Origin of the sequence: Chryseobacterium taiwanense (assembly GCF_000813825.1) — a bacterium.
Taxonomy (GTDB): Bacteria; Bacteroidota; Bacteroidia; order Flavobacteriales; family Weeksellaceae; genus Chryseobacterium; species Chryseobacterium taiwanense.
Map to the genome: position 1 here is coordinate 280,709 of NZ_JWTA01000015.1, position 17,671 is coordinate 298,379.

Here is a 17,671-nt window from a genome sequence, read left to right on the forward strand (position 1 = left end):
ATAGTTGATAATTGATGAGTGATAATTACAGGTAAATCATTACTTTTTATCACCTACCATTTATATTTTTACTCTACTTCCTCGAAGAATTTTTTTACTTTTTCCATAAGCGACTGGCCGAAAGTCAGTTTTGCCGCTCTTTTGCTTTCGCTCTGCTGATTGGCAACTTCTTGCTGCTGAACGGTTTCAATGGGTTGAACAGGTTGTTGTACTGTTTCCATTGGAGCCGCAACTGTTTCGGTTTTAGCTTGAGGCTGCTCTACAACGGGTTCTTCTTCTACAATAATAATCTTTTTATCTCTAATTTTTAAACTTTCCATTAATAATCCAATAGAAGTTGCAAATTCAGGTCCTTTAAGATATTGATTTTTATCGTTCGCAATATATTCATTTGCAAAACCGATTCTGCTGTCGAAGCCTGTTGTATAGTTAGCCAGCTGACGGAGATGTTTCAGATTTGAACCACCACCAGTCAAGACAATTCCTGCAATCAGTTTTTTCTTTTGTTCGAAAGCACCGTAAGCTTTTAATTCAGTGTTTACCATTTCCAAAATTTCTTCAACTCTTGCATTGATGATCTGTGCCAGAGTTTTTAATGAAATCTCTTTATCCGGTCTTCCATGAAGTCCAGGAATGGTAACGTATGTGCTGTCTTTTTCCAATTCAGGAACTGCAGAACCGAACTTAACCTTTAATTGCTCGGCATGCTTTTCAATAATTGAACAGCCCTCTTTTATGTCTTCTGTAATAATTCCTCCTCCGTAAGGAATGACGCAGGTATGACGAATGATATTGTCTTTAAATATAGCAATATCCGTTGTTCCACCACCGATATCTACGATAGCTACTCCTGCTTCTTTTTCTTCTTTTGTAAGAACAGCTTCTGAGGATGCTAAAGGCTCCAAAGTAAGTGCTTCCATCTCTAATCCGGCTTCACGGACGCATCTTGCAATGTTTCGGATGCTTCCCATTTGCCCGACTACAACGTGGAAATTGGCCTCTAAACGTTTCCCGTGCATTCCGACAGGTTCTTGAATTTCACCTTCGGAATCTACTTTATATTCTTGGGGAAGTACATGGATAATTTCTTCACCAGGAAGCATTACCAGTTTTTTCACCTGGTCTTTCAATGCTTCAATGTCGTCATCTGTAATGAATTTATCCGGATGTTCACGCATAATATAATCGGAGTGCTGCAGAGAACGGATGTGTTTCCCTGCAATTCCCACCGTTACTTTACGGATAGGAACTCCAGCGCTGGACTGTGCTTCAGAAACAGCAGCTTTGATTGAATTAATGGTCTGCGAAATATTATTCACAATACCTTTGTGAACACCAAGACTCTTAGCCTTCCCTACACCGAGAACTTCTATTTTCCCGTGTGCATTCCTCCTTCCGACAATGGCGACAATCTTCGTTGTCCCAATGTCCAGACCTACTGAATACTCTTGATTTTCCATTTGTTTATATCGATTTGATTTTTTACTCTATTTTAACTTTTGCTTTAGGCTTTGTAGCCGCTGCTTTTTTCTCTGTTTTCTTCGCTTCCTTTGGCTTGCTGGATGCTTTTGGTTTTGAAGAAGTGGAGCTCGGTTTCTTTACTGCCGCCGTTTTGGGAAGAACTTCTACTGTTTTCCTGACAGAAGACGGGGTAGTTGAGGCTTTTGCCAATTCTTTGTTTCCTACATTCAGAATACTGTCATTTTCTTTAAAATAAGGATTCAAAGTGGTGACAATCTGATTCTGATATTTTACAGAAACCTTACTGTATTTCTGAGGATCCTGATACACCAGATATTTTTCTACGAAGGCCTTAAATCCTTTTACTTTAAATTCAATATTGTCTAAGTCCCCAATTTCTACTTTATAATTTCCTTCACTGGTCAAAAGGTTGTAACTTCCTTTATGGTCTTTTGAAATTCCGATGAAATATTTTTTACTGAAATCGTCTTTATCAATTTTTTCAACCAGTTCAGCGAGCTTTTGATATTCATTTTTTTGTACATCTCCGGTTACCAGCATACAAGGATGAGAATAGGTCTTTGAAATTGGAAATTCAGTTCCTTTTTCGTCTACATAAAAATCTCTTCCTTCTTTATTTAATCTGAAAATAGGTACTCTTTGCTTGATGTCTAAGTTTAATTTCCCATTTAAGTTTAAATAAACATTGGCACTGTCAACAGCCGGAAGATTATTAATTTTCTTTTCCAGTGCCGGAATATTCAGATCACCAACTTTCCCTGAAGGATTTTCTTTTTTTACGATTTCACGGATATCTTTTTCATCAATGAAATACACCGGAGTTTTTTCATTCATTTTTACAGAAATTTTATTGTCCGTAATCTTCTGACCGCTGAATTTCTTCAAAGAGAAACTCAACAGGAATCCTAGAATGATTACTGTGATGGCAATTTTTAATATTCTGTATTTATTTTTCATAAATGAGTTTCGGGTTCTATGTTTTCTGTTCCGAGTTTTAATTTTCTTTAATTAATCTATTTCAGAATTGATTTTACTTGATCAAAATCTTCAGCTAAAAAAGATTCATAAATAGATATTATTTCATCTATATTTTTAAATTTTCTTTTATAATGGATATCATTATTATCTTCAAAAATTCCTACAATTTCAAGATTCTTATTCATTTCCAAAACATTTTCATCATTAATAATAATGCTTACCCAAAATGCTCCATGTTCATCGTCCATTGCAAGAGTTTCATTTATTGCATCTTTAATATCATTAATCGTGATATTATCAATACTATCTCCCCATGCTTTTTGTAAATAATTTTCTGACATTATTCATTTTTACTTAACCACTCACAGATAGGATCATACAGTGTATCAATATTTCCTGCACCTACTGTAAGAAGGATGTCAAAATCTTTTTCTTTTATTTTCCTGAAAGCATCACTTAAAGTGGATACTTCTTTTTTATCTAAAGTCACTTTTTCCAATAACCAGTTTGAAGTAATGCCTTCAAAGTTTTCCTGAAGCTCTCTTGCAGGATAGATATCAAGCAAAATCAATTCATCTGACTGGCTTAAACTTTCCGCAAATCCGTCTGCAAAATCCCTCGTTCTGCTGAAAAGATGGGGCTGAAAAGCCACCAATAATTTCTTTTCCGGGTAAAAAGTTCGGATAGAGCTCATCACCGCATTGATTTCTGTCGGATGGTGTGCATAATCGTCGATATAGATTTTACCGTTTTCGTATCTGTGTTTGGTATATCTTCTTTTAATCCCTTTAAAATTGGCAATTGCCTTTTTCAATGTTTCGAAATCAACGCCCAGATTGTTTAAAATCGCCAACGCAACCGTTGCATTTTCAACATTGTGAATCCCTGGAATTTCCCAGATGAAATCTTTAATAGTTTCTGTCGGAGTATGGAAATCAAAATAGATTTTGTCATTCTCCATTCTTAGATTATCTGAGTAATAATCAGCTACTTCATTCACCGCATACGTCAGAGAAGGTCTTCCGATTTCAATTCCTTTTCTTACAAAAAGCTGTCTGTCATTCGGAACTAAGGCTGCAAACTGTCTGAAACCTTCTTCAATATGGCTTTTATCTCCATAAATATCCAAATGATCGGCATCTGTGGAAGTAATTACCGCCCAATCCGGAGAAAGGTTTAGAAAGCTTCTGTCGTATTCATCTGCCTCCACTACAGAATATTGTGAGCCATTGTACAAGAAATTTGATTTAAAATTCTCCGAAATTCCTCCTAAGAAACATGAAAAAGGCAAATCTGCTTCCTTGCACAAATGAGCAACCAAAGTAGAAGTTGTTGTTTTTCCATGAGTTCCTGCAACAGCAATACAATCTGTATTTTCTGTAATTAAACCTAAAACTTTTGCACGTTTTAATACCTCAAATTCATTAACAATAAAATAATCTAAAATCCCTAATTTTTTAATCGCAGGAGTATAAATTACCAATGTATCTTCCTTTTGAAGTGAAATGATTCTTTCATCAATGACATCTTCAAAAACAATATCAATGCCTTCGCTCATCAAAGCCGTTGTCAATTTGGTGTTGGTTTTGTCGTAGCCCAACACTTTTTTGCCCGAAGCATGGAAATAACGCGCTAAAGCACTCATTCCTATACCTCCGATTCCAACGAAGTAAAAATTTTGATATGTTTCTAAATTGTTCATTTATATTAAATTAAAAGATTAAGAAATTAAGGCATTTAGAAATTCGCAATATCTTAATCTCAGAATTTCTAAATTTTTTAATCTTATCTATTTTATTACTTTAAAAATCTCGTCTACAATCTCTTTTGCAGCATTGGGCTTGGCAAAATATTTAAGATTTTCAGACATTTCTTTTCTAATATTTTCATTTTCGCAGATTTCTGAAAGGGTATTCCAGAATTTTTCCTGCATTTCAGAGTCTTTTACCATTCTGGCTGCATTTTTTTCAACCAGATTCATGGCGTTGATAGTTTGGTGGTCTTCCGCTGCAAAAGGGAAGGGTACCAATAAAACAGGCTTCTGTGCTACAGCCAACTCTGAAATGGCAATTGCTCCTGCTCTGGAAACGATTACATCTGCTGCAGAATAGGCTGTTTCCATATCTTTGATGAACTCTTTCAACTGAATTTGAGATCCTAGATCTGAAATTTGAGATTCATTGCTCAATTCTTTATAATCTAGTTTTCCGGTTTGCCAGATCAGTTGATAACCTTTTTCTTTTAGGTTTTCTAAATTGTCTTTCCAGCCGTTGTTTAATGTTCTTGAGCCTAAAGATCCACCAACCGATAAAATGGTTAATTTATCCTGAGCCAAGCCCATTTTTTCTTTTGCCTGAGTTTTTTCCTGCATTCCTGAAACAATATTCTCACGAATCGGATTCCCCAGAAACTTTATTTTTTCAGCCGGAAAACCTTCCACTTTCGGGTAGGCTGTAAACACAGCTTTTGCTTTTTTACTTAAAATCTTATTCGTTACACCTGCATGTGCATTTTGCTCCTGAATAAAAATCGGAATTCCAAGCTTGCTTGCTTCATACAGAGCGGGACCACTTGCAAAACCTCCTGTCCCTACTGCAAAATCAGGAGCGAAATTTTTAATGATCTTTTTAGATTTAGATAAACTTTTTAAAATCTTAAAAGGCAAACCTAAATTTGAAAGCATATTTCCTCTGTCAATTCCGGCAATATCAATTCCTTCTATCTTATAGCCTGCCTGCGGAACTTTTTCCATTTCCATTTTTCCGTTGGCTCCAATAAACAAAAACTCTGTATCAGGAAATCTTTTCTTGATTTCGTCTGCAATAGCAATGGCAGGAAAGATGTGACCACCTGTTCCTCCGCCGGATAATAATACTTTTAGTTTTTTGCTCATCGTTATGCTATATCGTTAATTTCTGCAATGCTTTGTTTTTTGCCCATTCCTTCTTCATCATAGATCTGAATTCTTGAGCTGATATTTAAGATAATTCCCAACTGCAAATACGTTACCAACATTGAGGTCCCTCCGTAACTTATCAGAGGGAGAGGTTGCCCTGTTACAGGGATTAAATTCACTGCAACCGCAATATTTACAGAGAGTTGTATGAAAATCATCACACCGAGGCTGAGAACGAGCAAAGATCCGAAAAATGCGGGCATCTTACTGGCTATCATTACGATACGAATCATCATGATTAAATATAAACTAATTAAAAAAGCAGCACCAATTACCCCATATTCTTCTACAATAACTGCAAAAATAAAGTCGGAAGCTGACTGCGGAAGCATTTGTTTTAAAGCACTTTTTCCCGGCCCCATTCCTGTAACTCCTCCATGAACGATGGCTGCTTTTGCCATCATTACCTGATAGTTTTTAGCTTTTACGCTTTCATCATCTACATCGGCTGTTTTGGCTTTGCTCGAGGTGAATGTTTCGATACGGCTCATCCATGTATGAACACGGTTTCCTCCGATGAGGTTGGTATTTAACGCAACTAATAAGAAGAGAACAATAGCAATAAATGATGAGGAAATAAATCCTGCAATGTATTTCCAGTGTAGCTGACCAATAATTAAGACCACTACAGAAACCATTAAAATCATTAATGCGGTAGAACCGTTATCTTTTGCGACCAATACAAAAACCAATAAGATAGGTCCGAAAATATACATAATGTTCTCAATCGGAAGCCTTTCTCTCGTTATTTTCTTGGTTAAATATCTGCACAGATAAATAATCAACATTAAAAAGGCGAACGATGAAGGCTGGAAGGAAATTGGTGTTCCTGGGATTTTCAACCATCTGGATGCACTTGCTCCGTCAATCGTTTGTCCGGTAAACATGGTGACAATCAGCAGAACAATCATTAACCCAAGCAGAATGCTGCTGAGCTTTCCGATATATTCGTATTTCACCATTCCGACTACCCGCATAATTCCTAAACCTAAGACCACAAAGAACATATGTTTGATAACGTGACCTGTTGTAGTCCCATTATTTACAATATATTCCAGATTCGAACTTGCAGAGTATACAGGGAAAATAGAGAAAATGGAGATCACAAGAATGACCATCCAAAGCACTTTATCGCCCTTTAGAAATTCAAATCTGTTGTCTGTGTCTTGTTCGTTCATATATTATGCTCTTGGCTCTTGGCTTTTGGCTAATTGCCATTGGCTTTTAATACTTGTTCTTTAAACTGACGGCCTCTGTCTTCATAGCTTTTGAATAAATCAAAGCTTGCACAACAAGGAGAAAGTAAAACCGTATCTCCTTTTTTTGCCAGAGATTTTGAAATTTTTACAGCCTCTTCCATGCTTGAGGTATCATAGATTAATTCTTTCTTATCTTTAAAGAAGTTTATAATCTTTTGGTTGTCAATTCCTAAGCAAACAATAGCTTTTACTTTTCTTTTAACTAACTCCTCAATTTCGGTATAGTCATTTCCTTTATCTAATCCTCCAACAATCCAAACTGTTGGATTTTTCATGCTTTCTAATGCGTAATACGTAGCATTAACGTTTGTTGCTTTACTGTCGTTGATGTATTTTACTCCTTCAGCTTCAGTAACAAACTCTAATCTGTGTTCAACGGCCTGAAAAGTCATCAATGAGTTTCTAATGCTCTCATTGTTAATTTTCAGTATTTTACCAGCTATAGAAGCTGCTAAGCTGTTGGCTACATTATGATTCCCCAGCAATGATAATTCTTCAATTTTCATTGAGAATTTATCCTGAAAATCCACTTCAATATTTTCTCCGTCAATAAAACCTCCTTCAGACAACTTTTCTTTTGTGGAGAAAGGGATCATTTTCGCTTTTATCTCAAGCTTTTCAAGAAGATTTTTACTCATCTCATCATCTTTGTTATAGATAAAGAAATTGTCATTCTCCTGATTTTCAGTAATTCTGAATTTTGCTAAAGCATATTCTTCATAATTATAGTTGTACTGATCCAAATGATCTTGTGACAAGTTTAATAACAAAGAAATATAAGGTCTGAAGTTCTGAATATCATCTAACTGGAAAGAGCTTACTTCCAATACATAATATTCATGGTTTTCATCGGCAACCTGTTTTGCAAAGCTGTATCCGATGTTTCCACCTAATCCTACATTTAATCCGTCATTTTTTAAAATATAATAGATTAAAGAGGTAGTCGTTGTTTTTCCGTTGCTTCCTGTGATTGCGATGATTTTTGCATCTGTAAACTCCGAAGCAAACTCAATTTCAGAAGAAAGTCTGATTCCTTTCTCATGAATCTTGTGAATGATTTCTGCTTTTTTCGGAATTCCCGGACTTTTTACAATCCAGTCTGCATTTAATATTCTTTCTTCATCGTGGTTTTCTTCTTCAAATTCAATATCATTCTCCGTAAGAAACTGCTTATAGTTATCCTTAATGGCTCCTTTGTCTGAAAGAAAAACTTCCAAACCTTGTTTTTTAGCCAAATAAGCAGCTCCGCAACCACTTTCTCCTCCTCCTAAAACAACTATTTTCATATGTATTCTTTTGTAAAATGTAAAACGTAAAACGTACAGTGTATTTGGTGTTTTTTATCTTAAGTACTTTTTACTTTTCACAAAATTTATCTCATTTTTAATGTGATTAGACACACAATTGCCAAAATTACTCCTATGATAATCATTCTGTTAACGATTTTACTCTCGTGGAAACCGCCTTTCTGATAATGATGGTGTAAGGGTGACATTCTAAATAACCTATTGTTTTGGGCATATTCCAACCCGAATTTTTTCTTTCTGTATTTGAAAACGATCACCTGTAGCATTACAGATAAGTTTTCAATTAAGAAGATTCCGCATAATACAGGAATCAACAATTCTTTTCTTAAAATAATGGCTAAAACGGCAATAACTCCTCCTAACATCAAACTTCCGGTATCTCCCATGAAAACCTGTGCAGGATAGGTATTGTACCAGAAAAAACCAATTACCGCACCTACCATTGCGACTGCAAAAATGGTAGTTTCCCCCATATTCGGAAGGAACATGATGTTGAGGTAATCTGCAAAAATGATGTTTCCAGATAAGTAAGCAAAAAGTGCTAAAACTAAGAGGATCACCGCACTGGTTCCTGCTGCAAGACCATCGATTCCATCGGTAATATTGGCTCCGTTTGAAACCGCTGTTACAATGAAAATCACAATAGGAATGAAAACAATCCATGCCCATTCGTGAGCGTCTTTATCATTCATCCAGAACAAAATTCCACTATAATCGAATTCGTTATTTTTAGCAAAAGGAACGGTAGAAACAGTGATTTTTTCAGTAGGCATAAAGTTTTGCTCTACATTGTTTCTGTTCACTACTTTCGCATCTGCATATTTTCTTTTTACGGTAATATCAGGATGAAAATACATGGTAATTCCAATAATTAATCCTAATCCGACTTGTCCTATAATTTTGAATTTACCACTTAAACCGTCTTTGTTTTTCTTGATTTTCTTTAAATAATCATCCAAAAAGCCAATCGCACCCATCCAAAGCATTGAAATCAAGAGAAGTACAATGTAAATATTTGTAATTCTGGTAAATAACAATACCGGAATAATGGTAGCGATGATAATGATAAGACCTCCCATTGTTGGAGTTCCTTCTTTTTGCTTCTGACCGTCTAATCCAAGGTCACGAACCAATTCACCCATTTGTTTTGATCTCAAATAGTTGATGATTCTTTTTCCATATACAAGAGCAATGATCAAAGAAAGCAAAACAGCCATTCCTGCTCGGAAGGAGATGTATTTCAACATTCCTAATCCGGGAACATGAATTCCGTGATTGGTTAAATATTCGTATAGATAGTATAACATTTTCTTCTGGTTTAAGATGTAATAAGTTTTGTTTTAAATCAAATTTTTACTTACTCATTAATTTCCAAAGCTCATTGATTGTCTCTTTGTCGTCAAAATGATGTTTTACACCATTAATCTCTTGATATGTTTCGTGACCTTTTCCGGCTACAAGAACAATATCTTTAGGTTCTGCAAACTTGATCGCCATTTTTATGGCTTCTCTTCTGTCCGGAATTGAAGTGTATTTGCTGAAATTCTGAGGTTCAACGCCTGCTTCAATCTCTTTTATAATGGTTGTTGGATCTTCTGTTCTTGGATTATCTGAAGTGATGATTGCCAATGTTGATTTTTTCGTGGCAATATTTCCCATTTCAGGTCTCTTTGAGTGATCTCTGTCACCACCACAACCAAAAACTGTAATTAATCTTTCGTTTTTGGTTCTGATATCATTAATGCTGTCCAAAATGTTTTCTAAAGCATCCGGAGTGTGGGCATAATCTACAATGAAGAAAATTCCGCCGTCAGATTTAAAAGTCTCAAATCTTCCTGAAACTCTTTTCAGCTGACTGATGGCCTGAAGAATTTCATCCTGTTCAAACCCAAGTTCAGAAGCAATTCCGAAAACCAACAGCAAATTGTAAACATTGAATTTTCCTGTCAGTGTTGTCCAGAATTCTTTTCCGTTGAAATTCAACAGCATTCCATTGAAATCGACTTCCAAAAGCTTCCCGTGAAAATCTGCCATGGTTTTCAAAGCATACGTTCTTTTGGTTGCTTTTGTATTCTGAAGCATCACATTTCCGTTTTTATCATCCACATTGGTGATGGCAATGGCGGTACTTTCCAGCTGATCAAAAAATCTTTTCTTGGTCTTAAGATATTCATCAAATGTTTTATGATAATCTAAATGATCATGGGTAAGATTAGTGAAACCAGCTATTTTAAAATGTAATCCTTCAATTCTGTTTTGAGCAATTCCGTGAGAACTTACTTCCATGAAAGCAAATTCGCAACCTTCTTCCACAGCCTGAGCCAAAATTTTATTAATGGTAATTACGTCAGGAGTCGTGTGAGTCGCCGGAATAATCTGTTCTCCAATTCTGATTTCAACAGTAGAAAGTAAGGCTGAATCGTAACCTAAATTTTTGAAGACATCAAAAAGAAGTGTAGAAACAGAAGTTTTTCCATTAGTTCCCGTAACTCCGATTAATTTTAATTTTTCAGAAGGGTTTCCGTAGAAATTGGAAGCTAACTGTCCTAAAGCTTTTGACGAATCTTTTACTTTCACATAAGTAATATTTTCTTGTAAGCTTTCAGGAAATTCTTCACAAACGATTGCTTTTGCTCCTTTTTCAATTGAAGATGCAATAAATGAATGCCCATCCACAACCGTTCCTCTCATTGCGATATACAAAGAGTTTTCCGTAACCTTTCTGCTGTCGAAAACCAATTCGGAAACTCCACGAGTATCGTTACCGTGAATTTCTAAAACTGGGATTCTTTTTAATAATTCAATTAATTGCATTTGTTTGATGCTTTATATTTTAATTCTGCAGAGATAAATAAATTCTCTGGTTTCTACTTATTGTTGTGCCTTCCAATGGGAATTGCTGGGTAATTTTCCCAACTCCTTTGAAATCGACGCGATAGCCTAAATTTTCCAATTGCGGGATTACATTTTTACCGATCAATCCTACCACATTAGGCATTTGTTTATTATTAACTGCTACTTTCACATTAGGTTCCACCATTTTGTTAAGGTCTACCTTGTTGCTAACGAGCATTTCTCTTTCAATATTTTGTGGTGTCTTCAGGAAAGTCTTTCCTGCAATTTCTTTAAACACCGGTGCTGAAACAGTTCCTCCGTAAAATCCTTTTGCTGTATTCGGTTCGCTGATCATCACATAACACGTATATTTCGGATTATCTGCCGGGTAAAAGCCTGCAAATGACGCACGATATTTCATGGGACCAGGCAACCAATACTCAAATCTTGCTGTTCCTGTTTTTCCTGCCATTTTCAAATTGGGTGTGAAAATACTTTTTCCAGTTCCTTTTTCTACGGCTTTTGTTAACGCATGAGTCATCATTTTAATAGCCTTTTCAGAGGCCATTTTATTCACCATTACTTCCGGTTTTGCGTTGTACATCACCTTTCCGTCTTTCATGATTTTATCGATGAATAATGGCTTTAGCATTTTACCACCATTAGCAACTCCATTGTAGAAAGTTGCTAATTGTAAAAGGTTGATATTTGAAGCGTATCCGTAAGCTAATGAAGCTAGAGCAGCAGGATTCCATCTTTTGCTTTCCGGAGTTACAAATCTTGGTTTTGTGATTCCCGGAAGTTCTATGTCCATTTTATCGAATAGCTTCCAGCGTTTTAGATGATCCAGAAAAATCTGTGGATTATCTGAATAGTATTTTGTAATCAGTTTTGCAGAACCGACGTTGCTCGATTTTGCTAAAACATCACTGATATCATAAGTTCCGCCACCGTGGCCGTCTGAAATTCTTTGTTTTGCATACACCCAAACTCCATTGCCTACATCTACTGTTGTGTTTTCATCAATGAAACCGTCGTCCATTGCTGCTAATAATGAGATGGTTTTAAAGGTAGAGCCGGGTTCAATATTATCTTTTAAAGCATAATTGTAAGAATCTACATAGTTTCCATCATCGTCTCTTCTTAAATTAACCATGGCACGAACTTTCCCAGTTTCTACTTCCATTACAATGACCGTTCCGTGCTTTGCTTCGAAATTGATCAATTGCTTTTGAAGTGCAGAGTGTGCAATGTCCTGAATTCTAAGATCTAAAGTGGTGTAAACGTCTTCACCGTCAACAGGTTCCTGAACTTTCCAGAAATCAATTGGCTTCCATTGGGATGAGTTGATTCTCTGCTCTAATCTTTTTCCGTCGGTTCCTCTTAGATATTTTGAGAATGCTCCTTCAAGACCGGCTTTGTGTTCTCCATCATCCATTCCGATCGTTCCGGATCCGATTTCTGAAGTTGCCAATTCTCTCTTATAATTTCTGTCTACAATGAAACCTCCTTTATTTTTTCCTTTTTTGAAGATTGGGAATTTTCGGATTCTGTCGTACTGGTCAAAATCCAGGCCTCTTGCAAGAGTGTAATATTGATTTTTCTTTTTTCTTTGTTCGTCGAATTTTTTTCTGAATTCACCTCTGGACTTTCCGAACATTTTGCTTAAAGAATCTGTCAACGCACCAATGTTGTTGGTGTAAACAGTGTCTTTCATTGTTTTGAAATCCAGATAGATGTCGTAGCGCATCACTGTTGTCGCAAGAATTGAACCATCGGAAGCGAATAGGTTTCCGCGGGCAGCCTTCAGAGTGGCTTCACGATAGTTTTTATTAATGTAATCGTCTTTAATTTCCTGAACATTAGTATTTTGTAAGATAATAATTCTTGCCAAAAACATTACAAACACGCACAAAGCTACCACTGCGAAGAGGTAGCCCCATCTTAACGTTTTTTTACGTTTGTTGTCGTATTCATTTGGCTTTTGCATCTGTACTGTCCAGTTTTATTAGCAGTTTATGAGGATGGTTTTCCAAGGTCATCAAAGAATCCCGTGCAACTTCTTTCCCCAGTTCCGATTCCATTTTTACTTTTATCAGCTTACTTTGTGCGTAAGCATTTCTCGATTTATATTCTTCTGTTTCTTCTTTTAAAGCATTAACAATCTTTATCTTTTTATTGACGAGATGGTTACTGTAAATCATACTCATCATTAGGATAAACAACAGGAGGAAATACTTATAATGTATTTTGATCTCATCGCGATTCAGGAAATTTCCTTTTATAATATCTATAAAAGTTAATTTTTTCTGAGGACGATTTGTTGTTCTTTTTGCCACGCTTTATAATTGATGATTAATAAATGATAATCGATGCTTGAGATCATTTATCACTTATAGTTTATCATTTATACTTTTATTCCTGTTCTCATTTTAGCACTTCTGGCTCTTGAGTTTTCTTCGATCTCCTGGTCGTCCGGAATGATCGCTTTGCTCTTTACCAGTTCAAATGCTTTTTTATAGTTTCCGTAAATGTCTCTTTCAGGTTCTCCTTCAAACATTCCGTTTTTCAAAAATCGTTTTACCAGTCTGTCTTCTAGAGAGTGGTAAGAAATAACAACCAGTCTTCCTTCCGGTTTTAAAACATTGTACGCCTGAACAAGCATTTCTTTTAAAACTTCAAGCTCTTGGTTTACTTCAATTCTTATTGCTTGAAATAATTGAGCGTAAAACTTGTTCACTTTATGTGGCGGAAGATAACTGAATAATTTTTTCAGATCTTCTGTTGTATCAATGCTTTTGGTTTTTCTATGATGAACGATGTCTCGGGCTAATTTTCTGGCTTCTCTCAGTTCGCCATAGTAATAAAAAATATCAGCAAGCTGTTCTTCTTCATAATCGTTGATGACTCTTTTGGCATCAAGACCTTGCATCACATTCATTCTCATATCCAATGGAGCGTTGCTTCTTGTAGAGAAACCTCTTTCTGCTTCATCGAATTGATGAGAAGAAACTCCCAGGTCAGCGAGAACTCCGTCAATCTGAGAAATTCCATACATTAATAAAGAGTTTTCCAGAAATCTGAAATTCTGATTAATTAATGTAAATCTCGGATCGTCAATTGTATTTTTTAGAGCGTCTAAATCCTGATCAAAACTGAACAATCTTCCTTTGTCTGAAAGTCTGCTCAATATTTCTCTGGAATGACCACCTCCTCCAAAAGTACAGTCCACATATATTCCGTCTGGATTCGTTACCAAATCATCTACACTTTGCTTCAACAAAACGGGGTTATGATACATACTTAAGTTGTGTTTTTTTTCGCTTTAATAATCAGCGTAATTATTCTTCATCGAAAGAGCCCATTACATCTTCGGCAAGACTGGCGAAATCGGCTTCATTGGTAGAAATTACCTTTTCGTAGGCTTCTTTGTCCCAAATTTCAAACAATTCTCCAGCGCTTGTAATGACAATGTCTTTCTGAAGATTTGCAAAATGAGTCAGATCTTTAGAGATCTGTAATCTTCCTGCGTTGTCCAGTTCCACTGTTTTTACTCCTGCCGTAAACATTCTAATGAAATCAGCATTCTTTTTAATGAATCTGTTAAGTTTATTAATTTTGCCCATCACTTTATCCCATGCATTCATAGGGTAAACTTCCAGGCAAGGTTGGAACACAGATCTTTTGACTACAAACGCCTTGTCGTCGAAGTTTTCCATCTGTTTGATTAAAGATGAAGGAACTTTTAAGCGGCCTTTGTCGTCAATTTTACACTCATATGTCCCAATGAAACTTTTCATTTGGAGCAAATTTATATAATAATTTCCAAAATTTCCCACTTTTTCCCACTTTTTCCCTTAATGTTAATAAGTTTTATCAAAGATTGAGTTTTAAGGGTTTAATTATTTGATATGAAGAGGGTTGTGATTGTTATTATTTGCGCCATAACAAAGAGAATTTCAAAAAAATAGCTAAAAAAAGGATTATTATGTTATTTTTATTTTAAATTAGAGTAATCAAAATATTTTTGAGGTTTAATTTGTATTTTTGCAAGGCTTTATTACAGGCATTATATGATATTTAGTACAAAAAAAGAAAAGAAATATACCTTTGTAGAAGCGGGGGAAGGACATCCATTGGTGTTGTTGCACGGTTTGATGGGTGGTTTGAGTAATTTCGATAAGATGGTCGATTTTTTTTCAAACAGAGGTTACAAAGTATATGTTCCTCAGTTACCGATCTACGATTTGCCGGTACTCAATACCAATCTTACGACTTTAGCAAAATATATTATAAAATTTATTGAAAGCCATGTTGGAGGTCCGGTAACAATTGTCGGAAATTCAATGGGAGGTCATGTCGGGTTAATTTTGACTTTAGCAAGACCTGATTTGGTTAAAAATCTCGTTCTTACCGGAAGTTCTGGTTTATACGAAAGAACTTTTGGGGATAGTTTCCCAAGAAAAAACGACCGTTCTTATATCAGAAAGAAAACGGAAGAGGTTTTTTATGATCCTGCTGTTGCTACTGAAGACTTGGTAGATGAAGTTTTCGGAGTGGTAAATGACAGAATGAAGGGGATTAAAACCGTAATGTTGGCAAGAAGCGCCATCAAACACAATATGTTGAATGATTTGCCTAAGATTTTGACGCCAACGTGTCTGATATGGGGAAAACAGGATAATGTAACACCTCCTGAAGTTGCAGAGGATATGCACAAGTTTATTCCAAATTCGGATCTGTTCTGGATTGATAAATGTGGTCATGCAGCAATGATGGAAAAACCAGATGAATTCAATGAAATTCTTTATAGCTGGATAAAAGATAAAGTTTAAATTAAAATAAAAAATGACCATTAAGAGCTTTTTCTTAATGGTTTGTTTTTCTAAAATATTCTATAAAAATGGTTATTAAAACAGCAAACTTTGTAAAAAGTAGTGGAAAATGGCAAGATTGCCCGGAACCTACAATTCCCGAATATGCATTTATCGGAAGATCGAATGTTGGGAAATCTTCGTTGATTAATGCAATGATGAATCACAAAGATTTGGCTAAAACATCACAGACTCCGGGGAAAACACAGCTTATTAATCATTTCTTAGTCAATGAAAGTTGGTATTTAACCGATTTACCGGGGTATGGATATGCAAAGGTTTCAAAGTCAATCAGAAAAGATTTTGAAAAGCTGATCACCAATTATATTTTAAACAGAAGAAACTTAGTGAATCTTTTTGTGTTGGTAGACTCCAGACATAAACCTCAGGCTATTGACTTGGAATTCATTCAATGGTGTGGGGAAAGTGGAGTACCGTTTTCAATCGTATTTACAAAAGTTGATAAGCTGAAACCAAATATTGCGATTAAAAATGTAGAGGATTATAAAGCGGAACTTCATAAAACCTGGGAAGATCTTCCGGAGTTGTACGTGACTTCTGCGGAAAAGAAAACCGGAGGTGATGAAATTTTAAGTTTCATTCAAAAAACCAATGAATTTTTGGCTAATAATAATGTAAGCTTCGATGAGTAATATTATCTGGAAAATTAAAACTTTTGATGAGTTTACCGTTCCCGAGTTGTATGCCGTTTTAAAAGCAAGAATCAATGTTTTTGTCATTGAACAGAATTGTCCTTATCCTGATTTGGATGATTATGACCAAAAAGCAGTTCATATTTGGGCGGAAGAAGATGGAGAAGTACTTGCCAATTGCCGAATTTTCGATAAAGGGATAAAATACGACGAAACCTCAATCGGAAGAGTGTTGACGACTGAAAAAGCAAGAGGTAAAAACTTAGGAAGACAGTTGATAAAATATGCATTAGAAACGATTGAAAACCGTTTTCATACTTCTGAGATCAGAATTTCTGCACAGGATTATCTATTGAAATTCTATTCTGAGTTCGGATTTGTAGATACTGGGAAAAAATATTTAGAAGACGATATTCCGCATACGGAAATGTTGAGAAAATAAAGAAAAGCGAGTAAATTAATTTACTCGCTTTTTTTGACAGTTTTATATGGAATGTGTTTTTATGGTTATTAGTTTAATTACATTCAGAACAATAAGATCTGTCAACATATTGTTTGCAGTTCAAAAATAGATGGATAAAATTTAGTAACCTTACGGGTTTCCGTAAAAAACAAAAAAACCTTTCAAAAAAATTGAAAGGTTTTTATTTAAAGCCAGATTAAATAATTCCAATGTCCTTACAGAATGCGACCAATTGTTCGTTGCTCGTCACTTCAAGACCTTCTTTGAGACTATTTAATTTTTTCTCAACACTGCTTAAGCTATTAGGTTTGATTCCTTTTTCCTGGAGATGTATCGGAATGTATTTTTGCAATATTCCTTTGGATAATAATGAGACAAGAGTAATATCATAAGCGGTAAACTCATAGCTGTTAAGTTTTTTTACCTCATTTTTTAAATCAAATGATAAATAATCTTCATTAATAAAAACAGAAGCGATGGATTTTTTTAATTCTTTTGAATCGTTTCTGGCTTTACGAACATAACCATTGATTTGATAATCTTTGAAAAGAGTATCTATAATTCCGGACTTCTGTTCCCCGGAAAATACAATAACTTTTAGGGAAGGATGAACTTCCTTTACTTTTTGAATCAAATCTTCTCCGCCTTTGATACGTTGTGTATAATGATCTTCTTCGAAAGAAAGATCTGTGATCAACAGGTCATAAGGATCGTTCTCACGGATAGCTTTTTTTACTTTTGCCAAAGCATCATCACAATAATATACATAATCAACTTTTGGAATATTAAGATCTTCTAATGTTTTTTGGACAGAGTAGCTACTCATTTCGTGGTCCTCGGCAATTAAAATTTTTTTAAACATTT

Annotated in this window: 17 protein-coding genes; 3 read left to right on the plus strand and 14 right to left on the minus strand. The window is 35.3% G+C overall.

Going from position 1 to position 17,671, the window contains the following annotated elements:
- Positions 1-68: 68 nt before the first annotated feature.
- The 13 genes from ftsA to mraZ all read right to left on the minus strand — a co-directional run bounded on the left by ftsA (position 69) and on the right by mraZ (position 14,617).
- Complete coding sequence (ftsA, locus tag RM51_RS16000; protein WP_039371807.1) at positions 69-1,460, minus strand: cell division protein FtsA; 1,392 nt, start codon at positions 1,458-1,460, stop codon at positions 69-71.
- Positions 1,461-1,482: 22 nt separating this feature from the next.
- Positions 1,483-2,439, minus strand: a complete 957-nt coding sequence (locus RM51_RS16005) for a cell division protein FtsQ/DivIB (RefSeq protein WP_039371810.1) — start codon at positions 2,437-2,439, stop codon at positions 1,483-1,485.
- Positions 2,440-2,495: 56 nt separating this feature from the next.
- Positions 2,496-2,801: a hypothetical protein gene (locus RM51_RS16010; RefSeq protein WP_039371814.1), complete on the minus strand. Its 306-nt coding sequence runs from the start codon at positions 2,799-2,801 to the stop codon at positions 2,496-2,498.
- Entirely contained in the window at positions 2,801-4,162 is a 1,362-nt protein-coding gene (murC, locus tag RM51_RS16015) for a UDP-N-acetylmuramate--L-alanine ligase (protein WP_039371817.1), read from the minus strand. The genes RM51_RS16010 and murC overlap by 1 nt, the downstream gene beginning before the upstream one ends.
- 87 nt (positions 4,163-4,249) lie before the next feature.
- On the minus strand, positions 4,250-5,353 hold the full coding sequence (murG, locus tag RM51_RS16020) for an undecaprenyldiphospho-muramoylpentapeptide beta-N-acetylglucosaminyltransferase (protein ID WP_039371820.1): 1,104 nt from the start codon (positions 5,351-5,353) through the stop codon (positions 4,250-4,252).
- 2 nt (positions 5,354-5,355) lie between these two features.
- Entirely contained in the window at positions 5,356-6,594 is a 1,239-nt protein-coding gene (locus tag RM51_RS16025) for an FtsW/RodA/SpoVE family cell cycle protein (RefSeq protein ID WP_039371823.1), read from the minus strand.
- 29 nt (positions 6,595-6,623) lie between these two features.
- Positions 6,624-7,961: a UDP-N-acetylmuramoyl-L-alanine--D-glutamate ligase gene (murD, locus tag RM51_RS16030; RefSeq protein ID WP_039371826.1), complete on the minus strand. Its 1,338-nt coding sequence runs from the start codon at positions 7,959-7,961 to the stop codon at positions 6,624-6,626.
- Between the two features lie 86 nt (positions 7,962-8,047).
- On the minus strand, positions 8,048-9,289 hold the full coding sequence (mraY, locus tag RM51_RS16035; RefSeq protein WP_039371829.1) for a phospho-N-acetylmuramoyl-pentapeptide-transferase: 1,242 nt from the start codon (positions 9,287-9,289) through the stop codon (positions 8,048-8,050).
- 46 nt (positions 9,290-9,335) lie between these two features.
- The gene (locus tag RM51_RS16040; protein WP_039371832.1) at positions 9,336-10,796 is read right to left on the minus strand and encodes a UDP-N-acetylmuramoyl-L-alanyl-D-glutamate--2,6-diaminopimelate ligase; all 1,461 of its coding nucleotides are present in this window, start codon (positions 10,794-10,796) and stop codon (positions 9,336-9,338) included.
- A gap of 19 nt (positions 10,797-10,815) precedes the next feature.
- The gene (locus RM51_RS16045; protein WP_039371835.1) at positions 10,816-12,807 is read right to left on the minus strand and encodes a penicillin-binding transpeptidase domain-containing protein; all 1,992 of its coding nucleotides are present in this window, start codon (positions 12,805-12,807) and stop codon (positions 10,816-10,818) included.
- Complete coding sequence (locus RM51_RS16050) at positions 12,791-13,156, minus strand: FtsL-like putative cell division protein (RefSeq protein WP_039371838.1); 366 nt, start codon at positions 13,154-13,156, stop codon at positions 12,791-12,793. The genes RM51_RS16045 and RM51_RS16050 overlap by 17 nt, the downstream gene beginning before the upstream one ends.
- A gap of 68 nt (positions 13,157-13,224) precedes the next feature.
- Positions 13,225-14,118, minus strand: a complete 894-nt coding sequence (rsmH, locus tag RM51_RS16055; RefSeq protein WP_039371842.1) for a 16S rRNA (cytosine(1402)-N(4))-methyltransferase RsmH — start codon at positions 14,116-14,118, stop codon at positions 13,225-13,227.
- 40 nt (positions 14,119-14,158) lie between these two features.
- On the minus strand, positions 14,159-14,617 hold the full coding sequence (gene mraZ / locus RM51_RS16060; protein ID WP_039371845.1) for a division/cell wall cluster transcriptional repressor MraZ: 459 nt from the start codon (positions 14,615-14,617) through the stop codon (positions 14,159-14,161).
- 273 nt (positions 14,618-14,890) lie between these two features.
- On the opposite strand from mraZ, the gene RM51_RS16065 reads away from it, so the two are divergent.
- The 3 genes from RM51_RS16065 to RM51_RS16075 all read left to right on the plus strand — a co-directional run bounded on the left by RM51_RS16065 (position 14,891) and on the right by RM51_RS16075 (position 16,786).
- Positions 14,891-15,652: an alpha/beta fold hydrolase gene (locus tag RM51_RS16065; RefSeq protein WP_039371847.1), complete on the plus strand. Its 762-nt coding sequence runs from the start codon at positions 14,891-14,893 to the stop codon at positions 15,650-15,652.
- Positions 15,653-15,720: 68 nt separating this feature from the next.
- The gene (yihA, locus tag RM51_RS16070; protein WP_039371849.1) at positions 15,721-16,344 is read left to right on the plus strand and encodes a ribosome biogenesis GTP-binding protein YihA/YsxC; all 624 of its coding nucleotides are present in this window, start codon (positions 15,721-15,723) and stop codon (positions 16,342-16,344) included.
- Positions 16,337-16,786, plus strand: a complete 450-nt coding sequence (locus RM51_RS16075; RefSeq protein ID WP_039371852.1) for a GNAT family N-acetyltransferase — start codon at positions 16,337-16,339, stop codon at positions 16,784-16,786. The genes yihA and RM51_RS16075 overlap by 8 nt, the downstream gene beginning before the upstream one ends.
- A gap of 217 nt (positions 16,787-17,003) precedes the next feature.
- Here RM51_RS16075 and RM51_RS16080 read toward each other — a convergent pair whose 3' ends face one another.
- Positions 17,004-17,669: a response regulator gene (locus RM51_RS16080; RefSeq protein WP_039371855.1), complete on the minus strand. Its 666-nt coding sequence runs from the start codon at positions 17,667-17,669 to the stop codon at positions 17,004-17,006.
- Positions 17,670-17,671 lie beyond the last annotated feature (2 nt).